This is a genomic window from Streptomyces sp. NPDC048441, from assembly GCF_043200235.1.
GTDB lineage: Bacteria > Actinomycetota > Actinomycetes > Streptomycetales > Streptomycetaceae > Streptomyces.
This window is the reverse complement of record NZ_JBICXM010000026.1, coordinates 1-13,799: the sequence shown is the minus strand read 5'-3', so window position 1 is coordinate 13,799 and position 13,799 is coordinate 1. Positions and strand designations below refer to the sequence as shown.

At 69.4% G+C, this 13,799-nt stretch carries 9 protein-coding genes and 1 pseudogene; 4 read left to right on the top strand and 6 right to left on the bottom strand.

All coding sequences use genetic code 11. The annotated features are described in order from the left end of the window. Nucleotides 1-81: pseudogene (locus ACGFSB_RS37335) on the bottom strand (electron transfer flavoprotein subunit beta); the annotation flags it as partial. A gap of 107 nt (nt 82-188) precedes the next feature. On the opposite strand from ACGFSB_RS37335, the gene ACGFSB_RS37330 reads away from it, so the two are divergent. Next, a complete protein-coding gene (locus ACGFSB_RS37330; RefSeq protein ID WP_393409016.1) occupies nt 189-893 on the top strand; it encodes a TetR family transcriptional regulator in 705 nt (234 codons plus the stop codon). Between the two features lie 110 nt (nt 894-1,003). Continuing rightward, a complete protein-coding gene (locus ACGFSB_RS37325; RefSeq protein WP_393409014.1) occupies nt 1,004-1,393 on the top strand; it encodes a Zn-ribbon domain-containing OB-fold protein in 390 nt (129 codons plus the stop codon). Nucleotides 1,394-1,412: 19 nt separating this feature from the next. Here ACGFSB_RS37325 and ACGFSB_RS37320 read toward each other — a convergent pair whose 3' ends face one another. The 3 genes from ACGFSB_RS37320 to ACGFSB_RS37310 all read right to left on the bottom strand — a co-directional run bounded on the left by ACGFSB_RS37320 (nt 1,413) and on the right by ACGFSB_RS37310 (nt 5,823). Continuing rightward, nucleotides 1,413-2,948 (bottom strand): AMP-binding protein, encoded by a 1,536-nt coding sequence (locus ACGFSB_RS37320; RefSeq protein WP_393409012.1) that lies wholly within the window; start codon nt 2,946-2,948, stop codon nt 1,413-1,415. Between the two features lie 111 nt (nt 2,949-3,059). Next, nucleotides 3,060-4,448, bottom strand: a complete 1,389-nt coding sequence (locus ACGFSB_RS37315; protein ID WP_393409010.1) for a SufS family cysteine desulfurase — start codon at nt 4,446-4,448, stop codon at nt 3,060-3,062. Then, nucleotides 4,435-5,823, bottom strand: a complete 1,389-nt coding sequence (locus tag ACGFSB_RS37310) for a family 2B encapsulin nanocompartment shell protein (RefSeq protein WP_393409008.1) — start codon at nt 5,821-5,823, stop codon at nt 4,435-4,437. The genes ACGFSB_RS37315 and ACGFSB_RS37310 overlap by 14 nt, the downstream gene beginning before the upstream one ends. A gap of 333 nt (nt 5,824-6,156) precedes the next feature. On the opposite strand from ACGFSB_RS37310, the gene ACGFSB_RS37305 reads away from it, so the two are divergent. Next, nucleotides 6,157-7,008 carry a GNAT family N-acetyltransferase gene (locus ACGFSB_RS37305; protein WP_393409005.1) on the top strand — a complete coding sequence of 284 codons (852 nt, stop codon included), beginning with the start codon at nt 6,157-6,159 and terminating at the stop codon, nt 7,006-7,008. A gap of 41 nt (nt 7,009-7,049) precedes the next feature. Here the strand turns inward: ACGFSB_RS37305 and ACGFSB_RS37300 are convergent, their stop codons facing one another. Beyond that, on the bottom strand, nt 7,050-9,332 hold the full coding sequence (locus tag ACGFSB_RS37300; RefSeq protein WP_393409003.1) for a glycoside hydrolase family 3 N-terminal domain-containing protein: 2,283 nt from the start codon (nt 9,330-9,332) through the stop codon (nt 7,050-7,052). A 181-nt stretch (nt 9,333-9,513) separates the two neighbouring features. Here ACGFSB_RS37300 and ACGFSB_RS37295 point away from each other — a divergent pair, with 181 nt between their 5' ends. Further along, nucleotides 9,514-11,415, top strand: coding sequence for an ABC transporter ATP-binding protein (locus tag ACGFSB_RS37295; RefSeq protein WP_393409000.1), 1,902 nt, complete (start codon nt 9,514-9,516; stop codon nt 11,413-11,415). Nucleotides 11,416-11,421: 6 nt separating this feature from the next. Here the strand turns inward: ACGFSB_RS37295 and ACGFSB_RS37290 are convergent, their stop codons facing one another. Further along, nucleotides 11,422-13,500 carry a SpoIIE family protein phosphatase gene (locus ACGFSB_RS37290; protein WP_393409018.1) on the bottom strand — a complete coding sequence of 693 codons (2,079 nt, stop codon included), beginning with the start codon at nt 13,498-13,500 and terminating at the stop codon, nt 11,422-11,424. Nucleotides 13,501-13,799: the final 299 nt, after the last annotated feature.

Here is a 13,799-nt window from a genome sequence, read left to right as displayed (position 1 = left end):
CACGGTCAGGTCATCGGCGAAGTGCCGGTCGCCGGTGGCGTCGGGCACGTACTTCACACAGACAACGATCCTCAAGCTCACGCCGGCTCTCCTACCTGGTGTATTCGTTATGACGACGGTATGGCACTCAGTACCCCCTGTAAAGGTACGTAGTGCCAGAAAGGTGCTCTCGATGCTACGTTCCCCGCATGACTGAGGCACGCGGACCAGCGAAGAAGGCCCCCATGCGGGAGGTGCTCGCCGAGGCGGCGTTCCAACTGTTCCTTGAGCGGGGATTCGAGCAGACCACGGTGGACGACATCGTGGCGCGGGCCGGGGTCGGGCGCCGTTCCTTCTTCCGGTACTTCCCGTCCAAGGAGGACGCGGTCTTCCCCGACCACGAGCGCTGCCTGGCCGACATGACGGCGTTCCTGGAGGAGGCGGGCGGCGGTGATCCTGTGGACGCCGTGTGCGACGCGGCCCGGATCGTGCTGCGCATGTACGCCGCGAATCCGGAGTTCTCCGTGCAGCGATACCGCCTCACCCAGGAGGTTCCCGGCCTCCGTACCTACGAACTGTCCGTCGTACGCCGCTACGAACGCACCATGGCCGGGTATCTCCGCAGCCGCTACGCCGACGCGGAGGACGGCTCCCTGCGCGCCGAGGTGATCGCCGCCGCGGTGGTCGCCGCGCACAACAATGCCCTGCGCTCCTGGCTGCGTTCGGGCGGCGAAGGCGATGCGGCGGCCGCGGTGGACCATGCGCTCGGCCTCGTGCGGAGCGGATGGGGGAGTGCCGCCGTGAGTGGGGGAGAAGTCCCTGAGGCCGATGACGATGTCGTCGTCATGGTGGTCTCGAAGCGTGCCCCCATGTGGCGCGTGGTGCAGCGCGTCGAGTCGGCCCTCGACCAGTAGGAAGCACTCGAAGCACTCAGTACCTTTACGTGCTGGCACTCAGTGCCATATGGTGCGGATGCGTCGACGCCGAGCGCGGCGCATCCGAGCCGATCGCAGGGGGTCGAGACGTGTCCCAGCAGGAATTGAGCATCGCGCCGACGGAGCACGAGCGAACCGGCCTGATCTATCAGCGCTGCCGATGGTGCAACACCGCGTCCTTCCGCCGCATGTTGTGTCCGGTGTGCGCGTCAAGCGATCTGACAGCAGAGCGGAGCGACGGCGAGGGCGTGGTCGTCCAGTCCAGCGTGGTGAACCGCTACACGGGGACCGCACGCAATGAGTCCCTCGTCCGCTTCCCCGAAGGGTTCGTGTTCCGCGTCCGCGTCGTGGGTGCCCCGCCGCACCTGGTGTGGGTGGGCGCGCGCGTGCGGCCCGTGGACGGAGCCGACCGCGAGTCCGAGTCCGGGGAGTTCGTCTTCGAACTCTGCGAGGCGGCCACGAGCGTCGACTGGTACTGAGCAGCCCTCCGGCGCCGGATCAGTTCGCTCCTCGCTCGTGCCCTTCCCAGTAGGGCCCGCGCAGCTTGTACTTCTGGAGTTTCCCGGTAGCCGTGCGGGCCAGTTCGGCGCGGAACTCCACCGAGGTCGGAGCCTTGAACCCGGCGAGATGTTCCTTGCAGTGCCGGATGAGTTCCTGTTCCGTGGCGTGCGCGCCGGGGGCGAGGACCACGAGGGCCTTGATGGTCTCGCCCCATTTCTCGTCCGGCACCCCGATCACCGCGACCTCGGCGACTCCGGCATGGCTGAACAGCACGTCCTCCACCTCGATCGAGGACACGTTCTCACCGCCGGTGATGATGACGTCCTTCTTGCGGTCACTGATCGTCAGATGGCCGTCAGCGCCGATCGTCCCGCCGTCGCCCGTGTGGAACCAGCCGTCCTCCAGGGCCGCCGCGGTCTCCTCAGGCTGCTCCCAGTACCCCTCGAGGATCACGTTCGAGCGGGCGAGGATCTCGCCCTCGTCCGACGTTCGCAGGGTCACGCCCAGGGCGGGGGCCCCGGCCTGGACCAGCTTCTCCGCGCGCTGCTGCGAGGTGAGGTCGTCCCACTCGGCGCGGGAGCGGTTGATGGTGAGTAGGGGAGAGGTCTCGGTGAGTCCGTAGATCTGGATGAACTCCCAGCCCAGCTCGGACTCGACCTGTTCGATGGTTCTGGTGGGCGGCGGAGCTCCAGCGACGATGATGCGCACCCGGTCCCGGCCCGGGATCTCGCCGTCCCAGGACCGCGCGGCGGCAAGGACCGCGTTGACCACCGCGGGCGCGGCGCACATCACCGTGACGCCGTGCACGGCCACGCGGCGCAGGATCTCCGCGCCGTCCACCTTGCGCAGGACGATCTGGCGCGCGCCCATGCCTGCCATCGCGAACGGCATACCCCAGCCGTTCGCGTGGAACATCGGCAGTGTGTGCAGATAGACGTCCCGGTCCGTGATGCCCGCGTGCATGGCGAACGTCACCGCGTTCACCCAGATGTTGCGGTGCGTGATCTGTACGCCCTTGGGACGGGCGGTCGTGCCGCTGGTGAAGTTGATGGTCGCGGTGGCGTTCTCGTCGTGCTGCCAGGGCTCGGGCTCGGTGTCGTACCGGTACAACTCCGCGTCGGCCTCGGCCCCGAGTGTGAAGCGGTGCTTGCAGGTCACCCCGGAGAGGCGGTCCTCCATTTCCGGGTCGACCAGAAGGACGCTCGCCCCCGACTGACCGACGATGTATCCCACCTCTTCGGCGGAGAGCCGGAAGTTGACCGGCACGAGCACCCGGCCGTGGCCGCTCACGCCGAAGAACGACGTCAACAGGCGTGCGCTGTTGGGCGACACGACCGCCACCCGTGCGCCGTGCGGCACCCCCAGGGCGTCGAGACCGGCGGCCTGGGCCCGCGCAAGCTCACCCACGCGCCGATAGGTGAGCCCCTGCCAGGGCTCGGCAGGCTGCTCGGGCTCGTCGACGATGCCCACGCGGTCCCCGTAAACGGACGTGGCGCGGTCCAGAAAATCAAGGGCCCCGAACGGGACGAACATCCTGGCCTCCCGAAGCTCAGTCGGTGTACGGCGCCTATCCGACCATGAGCTCCGGGGGACGGGACACCCCAACTGGGCATTCGGCTCGCCTGCCGAGACTCAGTCCGTTTCTCAGTTCGTTTCTTGGTCCGTTTCCTGGAGGCGGCGCAAGGACGCCACCAGTTGGTCCACCTCCTCGGACGTGTTGTAGAGCGCGAGCGACGCGCGGGCGGCGCTTTCCAGGCCGTAGTGGGCGAGCGCGGGCTGCGCGCAGTGGTGGCCCGCGCGGACGGCGATGCCGTCCCGGTCGAGCCAGTCGGCGATGGTGGCCGGGTCGTGGCCCGCGAGGGTGAACGTGAGGACCGCGATCCGGTCGGGTGCCGAGCCGATGACGTCCATGCCGGGGACAGTGGCCAGGGCCTGTTGCGCGTACGTCATGAGCGCGGTCTCGTACGCGGCGACGGCGTCCCGGTCGAAGGACGTGAACCAGTTCAGGGCGGCAAGGAGGCCGACGACCCCGGAGATGTGACCCGTGCCCGCTTCCAGGCGGTGCGGGACCGGCGCGAACGTCGTCTCCGTGAAGCCGACCGAGTCGATCATGTTGCCGCCGCCCTGCCAGGGGTTCATGGCCTGGAGGATCTCCGGCTTCGCGTACAGGGCGCCGATGCCGGTCGGGGCGAAGAGCTTGTGCCCCGAGAAGGCGTAGAAGTCGGCGTCCAGATCCTGTACGTCGACCGGGAAGTGCGCGACGGCCTGCGCCCCGTCCACCAGGACCTTGGCGTCGTAGCGGTGGGCGAGGGCGGTCATCTCCTTCACGGGCGGGACGGTGCCGAGGACGTTCGACGCGTGGCTGATGGCGACGAGCCGGGTGCGGTACGACAGGAGGTCGGCGTAGGCGTCCTGGTCGATCGCGCCGTCCGCGGTCAGCGGGATCGGGACGACCCGGGCCCGCGTCTCCTTCGCGATCAGCTGCCAGGGGACGATGTCGGAGTGGTGTTCGAGTACCGGCACCAGAATGTCGTCCCCGGGCCCGAGGTTCGCCCGCCCCCAGCTCTGGGCCACGAGGTTGATGGCCTCGGTGGTCCCTCGTACGAAGACGATGTCGTCCGGCGACCCGGCCCCCAGGAACTCCGCGACCGCCGCCCGCCCCGCCTCGTACATCTCGGTGGCCTCGCGCGCCATGGTGTGCGCGCCGCGGTGGATGTTCGAGTTGGCGGCGCTGTAGTACGCGCCGAGCGCCTCGATGACCTGGCGCGGCTTCTGCGTGGTGGCGCCGTTGTCCAGCCAGATGAGCGGGTGCCCGTTGACGGTGCGGTGCAGGATCGGGAAGTCCTGCCGGGCCGCCTCGGGGGAGAAGCCGGGAGTCTTGAGCTGCGGGAGCGCGCTTGCCGCGGGGGTCGCGACCGGAGGCGAGGGTGTGGGCTGTGCCGGTGACGCGGTCGCCGCCGGAGGCATCACCTCCTCGGCGCCCGGGATGTTCATGAGGCCGAGCCCGCGCCCCGTGACGTCAGGAGTAGTCATGGTAGTTGGACACCTCGACGTTCTGCAGGACGGCGATGGCGTCCTCGACCAGGACCGCGGTGTTGAAGTACGCCGTCATCAGGTACGACGTGATGCCCTTCTGGTCGACGCCCATGTTCCGCATGGACAGGCCCGGTTCGACCTCGTCCGCGACGCCCGAAGGCCGCAGCCCCACCACGCCCTGCTCGGCCTCGCCCGTCCGCATCAGGAGGATCTCGGTGGTGCCGACTGAGGCGCCCGTGCCGTTGGAGAACCGCACCTTGTCCGACGGGAGCAGCGGAACGCCGCGCCAGGTCAGGAGCGGGCTGCCGAAGCGGTTGTCCGTCACCGGGGGCACGCCACGGCGCGTACATTCGCGGCCGAACGCGGCGATCGCCTTGGGGTGGGCCAGGAAGAAGCCGGGCTGCTTCCAGACCTTCGCCAGGAGCTCGTCCAGGTCGTCGGGGGTGGGGGCGCCGGTGCGCGACTGGACCCGTTGTCCGGCCGACACATTGTTGAAGAGGCCGAACTCGGGGTGGTTCAGGAGCGAGGACTCCTGCCGTTCCCGGAGTGCCGCGACGGTGAGGTTGGACTGCGCGCGGGTCTGGTCGATGGGCCCGTTGTAGAGGTCGGCGACCCGTGTGTGCACGCGGAGCACGGTCTGCGCGAGCGTCATGGGGTACTCGCGCGGCGCGTCCTCGAAGTCGACGAACGTACCCGGCAGGTCGGGCTCCCCGACGTGCCCCGCGCTGAGATCCACCGGCACCTCGGAGCCGGGCGTCATCGTGTCGCCCGCGCAGTACGCGGTGATGGCACCCCCCAGTGCCTGGTCACGGTCGGCGAGCGCGGCGAGCGCGCTGCGGTCCGCGCAGAGCGCCACACCGGGGGTGAGCGCCTTGACGCGGTACGGCATCTCCTCGGCCCGGGTCCACGCGCCGAGGTCGAAGAACTGTCCGTCGCCGATCACTTCGAGCAGCGCGTCCTCGCCGTACCGCCCGGTCACCCGCTTCTCGGCCCTGCCCCGCACGACCACCCACAGCCGGTCGGCGGAGTCGCCCTCCTGGGCGAGGACCTGGCCGGCCTCGAAGGTGACCTCGGTGAAGGCGCCGGCCAGCTCCGTGAGGAGCGCGTCGTCGGCGTCACGGAGGTAGGAGACCTCGCGTAAGTCGCCCGGCACGATGCGGTGCGAGCCGTTGTCGTCGTACGTGGTGATCCGGTCGTCACCGAGCACGAACGTCCGGCGGCGGTTCACCCGGTAGGTGCCCGAGTCGATGTCCACCCAGGGCAGCGCGCGCAGCAGATAGCGCGGAGTGATGCCGCGCATCTGGGGAGTGGTTTTGGTGGTCGTCGCCAGTTGCCGTGCGGCATCCGGGCCGAGTGTCAGCCGGTCGTTCACTGGAACCTCCTGGAAGAACGCTGTTCTTGGCTGCCGTGATGGGCTTTCGGCGCCGATCGTCTTCTTGTTCGTTCAGTGACCGCAAGTGGTTGTTTATCAGCGGTAGTTGAGAAAAGGCCTGAAATAGTCGGGCAGTCGGCCCTGGCCCGCAGACCAGCCTTCCAGGGGTCCTTCGGGGAAACTCCCCCCAGCACATATCAGGCTCAAATCACCCCAATACCGGTATTAATCGCCTCTGAAAGAAGCGCTTATAACTTGAGGGGCATGGAGTCGGGAAAGATGTCCCCTTCCGGGGCGAGGGACGGTCCCCTCCGGCATACGAAGGGTGCAGCGATGACAGATTCGGCCCCTGGGCGGCTCGCCATCACGCGGGCGACGCCAGACGACTGGCGGGTCGTCAGCGGATGGGCGGCGGACGAGGGCTGGAACCCGGGTCTTCGGGACGCCTCGTCCTTCTTCGCGCAGGACCCCGATGGATTCTTCATCGGCCGCATCGAGGGCGAGCCGGTCTCCGCGATCTCGGTCGTGAACTACGACGAGCTGTACGCCTTCCTCGGCTTCTACCTCGTCCGCCCCGACCTGCGCGGCCGGGGCCACGGCCTCGCCACCTGGCAGGCGGCCCTCGCCCACGCGGGGAACCGGACGGTCGGCCTCGACGGCGTGGTCGCCCAGCAGGGCAACTACCGCCGCTCGGGTTTCGAGTTCGCCCACCGCACGATCCGGTACGTGGGCGCCGCGCCCGCCCCGGCGCCCGCGCACATCCTGCCCGTCGAGGCTGCGGGCCTGCGGGCGATCGCCGCGTACGACGCCGCGAGCTACCCGGCGGACCGCCCGCGCTTCCTGGAGTCCTGGCTGACCGCCCCGGGACACCGCGCCCTCGTCAGCATCGTCGACGGCCGCGTCACCGGTTACGGCGTGCTCCGCCCGGCCCGCGAAGCCCCGCGCATCGGGCCCCTGTTCGCCGATACGCGCGCCGATGCCGAGGCGCTCTTCGACGCCCTGACGGCGGAGGCGGACGGCGCGCCCGTAGTCATCGACGTCCCGGAATCCCAGCCGGGGGCCGTAGCCCTGGCCGAGTCACGCGGCATGAAGCCCACGTTCGAGACGGCCCGCATGTACACGGGACCGGTGCGGGAGCTCGCCCAGGAGCGGGTCTTCGGGGTCACGACGCTCGAACTGGGCTGACGTGCGTCGGCGGCCGGGCCCCGCAGGAGCCCGGCCCCCCGCTACGTGATCGTCAGCCGCTTCTTGGCCTTGGCCTCGGAACTGTTGCCGACGTAGACATCCACAGCCCCCTCCTCGACCCGGAACTCGCCACTCTCCGCGTTCGTCCAGAACCCGAAGTCCTCCGCGCCGAGTGGGAAGCGGAGGGTCTTCGACTTGCCCGCCTCCAGCGTCACCCGGCGGAACCCGCGCAGCTTGCGCACCGGCTGCGCGATGCTCGCCGCGATGTCATGGACATAGAGCTGGACGACCTCGTCTCCCGTGCGGTCACCCGTGTTCCGGACGGTGACCGAGACCTCCAGGGTGTCGCCCTCGCGCAGCGCCCCCGCCGATACGCGGTCATGGCTCAGTCGCGGCTCGCCGATCTCGAATTCCGTGTAGCTGAGCCCGTGACCGAAGGCGAACTGCGGGTCCTGGGGCAGGTCGAGGTACTTGGACGTGTACTTGTTGTCGGCGTTGTAGGGGCGGCCCGTCGACTCGTGGTTGTAGTGGACGGGGAGCTGGCCCACCGTGCGCGGGAACGACACGGGGAGCTTGCCGCCCGGATTGACCTTCCCGAACAGCACGTCGGCGATCGCGTTCCCCGCCTCCAGGCCCGGGTGCCAGGCCTCGAGCACGGCGGGCACCGACTTCAGCCAGTCGCCGACCGTCAGCGGGCGCCCATTGACCAGCACGACCACGAACGGTCTGCCCGTCGCCGCGATCGCCTCGATCAGCTTCTCCTGTGCGCCGGGCAGGCTGATGTCGCTGCGCGCCGCCGCCTCGCCGCTCATCGACGGCGGCTCACCGACCACGACGACGGTGACATCGGCGCCCTTGGCGGCGGCGACCGCCGCCGGGATGCCGCCGGTGTCCTCGCCTTCGGGGTCGACACCCTTCGCGTACGTCACCTTCGCCCGCGGGGCCGCGGCCTTGACCGCGGCGAGCACCTTCCCCGAGGGGAAGTTCTTCGTCGCGCCCGGGAACGTCCACGTGCCGAGCAGATCGCCGGAGTCGCCGAAAGGGCCGACCACCGCGATCGACCCGGTGGACGCCTTGAGCGGAAGCGCCTTGCCGTCGTTCTTCAGGAGCACCATCGAGCGGGCGGCGGTCTCCCGGGCCGCCTTGCGGGCCTCGGCCGACGGCTTCTCGATGGCGGCGCCCTCATCGGCGTACGGATGCTCGAAGAGACCGAGGGCGAACTTCAGGCGCAGGATTCGCGCGACCGCTTCGTCGAGCCGCTGCTCGCTGATCCTGCCGCTGTTCAGGAGCTTCTTGCCGTTCTTGGCCAGGTCCGTGCTCGCCATCTCCATGTCGACGCCCGCGTTGAGCGCGAGGCGGGCAGCGTCTGCGCCGTCCTCGGCGAAGCCGTGCGCGATGAGTTCATCGACGCCGTTCCAGTCGCTGACGACGAAGCCTTCGAAGCCCCACTCCTTGGTCAGGACGTCGGTCAGCGTGTGGGAGTTGCCGTGCGCCGGGACGCCGCTGATCGTGTTGAAAGAGGCCATCACCGTGGCCACGCCCGCGTCCAACGCGGCCTTGAACGGCGGCAGATAGTGGTTGCGCAGACGGGACTCCGACACGTCGACCGTGTTGTAGTCCCGGCCACCCTCCGCCCCGCCGTACGCGACGAAGTGCTTGGCGCAGGCGGCGATGCGGTCCTTGTCGCCGAGGCCCGAACCCTTCTCGCCCTGGTAACCCTCCACCTTGGCCACGGCGAAGGCCGTAGTCAGGTAGGGGTCCTCGCCGCAGCCCTCGGCGATCCGGCCCCAGCGGGGCTCGTGCGTGACATCCATCATCGGCGAGAACGTCCAGTGCACACCGTTCGAGCGGGACTCCTTCGCCGACACCTCGGCGTCCCGCCTGGTGACCTCCGGGTCGAAGCTCGACGCCTGGGCGAGGGGGATCGGGAACGTCGTCCACAGACCATGGATGACATCGAGCCCGAAGAGCAGCGGGATGCCGAGCCTGGACTCCTCCACGGCCATGCGCTGCAAGGCGTTGCTGTTCTTGGCGCCGAAGATGTTCAGGACCGAACCGAGCCGTCCGGCGCGCGCCGCGTCCTCGACGTCCTTCGTCTCGCTCCCGCCGGGACCCGTGCTGACGGCCCACGGGAGCTGCTGCAACTGCCCCAGCTTCTCTTCGACAGTCATACGGTCGAGCAGCTTCTTGATCTTCGGGTCAACGGGGCGCGGGCGCTGGGGCGCGGCCTTGGCGATACCGGTGCCCACGGTGGTGAGACCGCCCCCTGCGACGGCCGTGCCGCCGATCGCGGACAGCAGAGTACGCCTTCGTAGCTCTCGCATGTGTTCGCCTTCTCGCATCAGAAAGTCGACAAACTCTGTGATGGCCACAAGAGTTGAAGCGAAAGTACGTTCCTGTTACATGCGGGTCAAGGGATGCGGCAAGGACGCGCGGGAGGTCTCGTTTCAGCGTCGCGCTCCCGATAATTGACCTCAAGGAAACTTGAGGTTCTACCTTCTTCTCATGAGCATGGAAACGACAGCCTGGATGCAGCTGCACAGCGTCATGAACGCCCAGCAGGACAGCCGTCCCTTCGCCCGCGCCACCTTGCGCCGCATCGGCGCCTTCGCCCGCCCGCACAAACGCCGCATCGTCTACTTCGTCCTGCTCAGCATCGTCACCGCGCTTCTCGCGGTGGCGACGCCCGTTCTGGCAGGCAGGGTCGTGGACACGATCGTCTCGGACGGTGAGTCCTCGCTCGTCGTCAAGTACGCCCTGCTCATCGCCGCCATCGCACTCGCAGAGGCGGGCTTCGGTCTGGTCGGCCGCTGGCTTTCGGCGAACCTGGGGGAGGGGCTGATCCTCGACCTGCGCACGGCCGTCTTCGACCACGTGCAGCGTATGCCGGTCGCCTTCTTCACCCGCACCCGCACCGGCGCTCTGGTCAGCCGCCTCAACAACGACGTGATCGGCGCCCAGCGCGCGTTCAGCAACACGCTCTCCGGCGTCGTGAGCAACGTGGTCACGCTGCTCCTGACCCTGGCCGTGATGCTGACGCTGTCCTGGCAGATCACGCTCCTCGCGCTGGTCCTGCTCCCCGTCTTCATCGTGCCCGCGCGCCGCATGGGCTCCCGGATGGCGAAGCTCCAGCGGGAGGCCGCGCACCACAACGCGGCGATGGGCACGCGCATGACCGAGCGCTTCTCCGCGCCGGGCGCCACGCTCATCAAGCTCTTCGGGCGCCCTGGCGCCGAGTCGGCGGAGTTCGCCGCGCGGGCCCACCGGGTGCGGGACATCGGCGTACGCACCGCCATGGCGCAGTCCGCGTTCATCACCGCGCTCACGCTGGTCTCGGCCCTCGCGCTGGCCCTCGTATACGGCCTCGGCGGCTACTTCGCGCTCGACGGCACCCTCGAAGCGGGCGCGATCGTGTCCCTCGCGCTGCTCCTCACCCGCCTCTACGCGCCGCTGACCTCCCTGGCAGGAGCGCGAGTCGAGGTCATGAGCGCGCTCGTCAGCTTCGAGCGGGTCTTCGAGGTGCTCGACCTGAAGCCGCTGATCGACGAGAAGCCCGACGCACGTGAGGTCCCGTCGGGCCCGGTGGCGGTGGAGTTCGACGACGTCCGCTTCGGCTACCCGTCCGCCGACAAGGTCTCCCTCGCCTCCCTCGAAGAGGTCGCGTCCCTCGACACCCGAGGCGGCGACGAAGTCCTGCACGGCCTTTCCTTCCGCGCCGAGCCCGGCCAGACCGTGGCGCTCGTAGGCTCGTCCGGAGCGGGCAAGTCCACGATCGCCCAACTCCTTCCCCGCCTGTACGACACGGACGGCGGGGCGGTGCGCATCGGCGGGGTCGACGTCCGCGACCTCTCGGCGGCATCCATGCGCCAGACGCTCGGCATGGTCACCCAGGACGGTCACCTCTTCCACGAGTCGGTCCGCGCCAACCTGCTGCTCGCCCGCCCCGAGGCCACCGAGGACGACCTGTGGGACGTCCTGCGCAGGGCCCGCCTCGAAGACCTCGTACGCTCGCTGCCCGACGGCCTCGACACGGTGGTCGGCGAGCGCGGCTACCGCCTCTCCGGCGGCGAACGCCAGCGGATGACCATCGCGCGACTGCTGCTCGCCCAGCAGCGGGTGGTCATCCTCGACGAGGCCACCGCGCACCTCGACAACACGTCGGAGGCGGCGGTGCAGGAGGCTCTCGCCGAGGCGCTGGAGGGCCGCACCGCGATCGTCATCGCGCACCGGCTCTCGACGGTGCGCTCCGCCGACCAGATCCTCGTCGTCGAGGCCGGGCAGATCGTGGAGCGCGGGACGCACGAGGAGCTGCTCGCGGTGGAGGGCCGGTACGCGGAGCTGTACCGGACGCAGTTCGCGGTGAAGGAGGGCAAGGAAGGGAATTCGGAGGTGGAGATGGTGGCGTAGGGAGGGTCATCGGCGGACCCGGGCGATGAGGAGGGCGACGTCGTCGTGGTTGCCGGGATGCCGCAGTGCGGCCAGCAGGTGGTCGCAGGTGCGTTCGAGGTTGCGGTGAGGGCCATCGAGGAGGGTGAGGAGGACGTCCAGGCGAGAGTCGATGTCCTCATCGCGGGTCTCGACCAGACCGTCGGTGTAGAGCAGGAGCTGGTCGCCGGGGTCGAGGTCGACGGCGGCGGTACGGAAGGGGACGCCGCCGACACCCAGCGGGGCGCCGGTGGGCAGGTCGAGGAGTTCGGGCCGGTGTCCGGGCCGCATACGGATGGGGGGCAGGTGGCCGGCGGTGGAGATGTGGCACTGCGCGTGATGAGGGTCGTAGACCCCGTAGGTGCAGGTGGCGAAGTAGGGGTCCAGGGAAGCGGTGATCCGGTCCAGGTTGCGCAGCACCTCCGCGGGCTCCAGGTTCAGCCCGGCGAGTGTCTGGGTGGCGGTGCGCAGCCGTCCCATGGTGGTGGCGGCGTTGATGCCGCTGCCCATGACGTCGCCGACGACGAGCGCGGTCCGGTCCCCGGTGAGGGGGAGGATGTCGTACCAGTCGCCGCCGACTTCGATGGCCGCACTGGCGGGCTGGTAGCGGGAGGCGACCTCAAGGCCGGACAGGTACGGCGGTGGCTGGGGCAGGAGGCTGCGCTGGAGGGTAAGTGCGGTATCGCGCTGTTGCTGGTACCAGCGGGCGTTATCGATGCACACGGCGGCGCGGGCGGCCAGTTCACCGGCCAGGGTGGCGTCGTCATCGGTGAAGGCCAGAGGGTTACGGGCGCGCACGAGATCCAGGGCGCCGAGGACTTCGCCACGGGCGATCAGAGGGACGGCCAGGTAGGAGTGGACCCCTGCCTGGGCCAGCAGAGCCGCGGCCCGGGGGTCGCGGGCGATGAGAGACAGGTCCGCCTCGTTCACGTGGGGCACCATGACCAGCTGGCTGGTGTTCACACATCGGGTCACCAGGCGATCGGCGTCGTAACGGGCCACATGGCCCGGAGGGTCAGCCGCCGCGACGGCTGCGGTGGGGTAGGCGGTAGCGACCGCCAGGGCCCTGAACACCGCCGGCCCGTCGGTGGAGGCAGGGGTGCGGTGGCCGGCCAGAGCGGAGTCGAGGATGTCCACGGCGGCTATGTCGGCGAGTTCGGGCACGGCGACATCGGCCAGCTCGCGGGCGGTCTGCTCCAGGTCCAGGGTGGTTCCGATGCGCACGGAAGCGTCGGCGACAACGGCGAGCCGGTGCCGGGCCCGGCCCGCGTCCAGGTCTGCCCGGTGCCGGTCGGTGACATCCACCACCGAAGTCGCTACCCCCAGCACCTTTCCGCCAGAGTCTTCCAGACGGTGGAAGGACACCGACCAGGCGTGCTCGGTGTCCGGGTCGGCAGGGGGGCAGGCGACGGTTTCCTGATCGAGCAGCGGCGTTCCGGTGGTCATCACCTGGCGCATCGCGGACTCGATGCTGTCGGCGTCCAGGAACGGCAGCACGTGCCCCACACGCCGACCGAGATGCTTCTCGGCCGGCAGGCCGTTGATCCGCTCGAGCGCCGGGTTGACCATCACATACCGCAGATCGGTATCCATGACGGCCAGTCCGATCGGTGACTGGTCCACCAGCCGGACCGACAGCGCCAGGTCCCGTTCCACGCGCCGCAGGACTTCCTGGTCCGTGGCCAGCCCCAGTGCGTACAGATCGCCGAGATCATCCTCCAGCCGCATGTTGCGGAATTCCAGCAGCCGCGTCCGGCCGTCCTTGTGCCGCACCGGGAAGGTGCCCGCCCAGCTCCCCTCACCGCCCATCACCTCGGCGAACAATCGGAGCACAAGATCGACATGCTCGTCCGCCACCAGAAGCTGAGCGGCGTACCGACCGAGCGCCTCCCCGGCGCTGTACCCCGTCAATGCCTCGGCCTGCGGACTCCAGAACACGATCCGCCCGTCCGCGTCCAGCACGATCGCCGCCACACCCAGCACGTCCAGCAGCCCGCCACGTGGTGAGCGACTCAGCTCCGCACGCCCGACAGGACCAAGATCGGTCTGAAGCCCGTCCTTGTCCATGGCCAGCCGCTCCTCCCACCCGTCGGCACGGTGACAGCAGCACCAGATCCACATTCCCTCGACGGATGACACCGTGACCACCATCGTCTCCCACGGCCTCTGCCCTCGCAGCCGCTCCGGATCGGGCACTGGATTCCGGAACAGGCCGCCCACGAAGTAGCCGAACTCCTCCGTGCTCATCTTGTACGCTCGGGAACGAGCCCGGCAGTTCTTCCTGTCCGAGTCGCCCTGGGAGGCCGAACTGGTCAACGACCGGCGCCTTGAGCTGCTGCGCGAGCAGCCGGCGACGGCTCCGCACG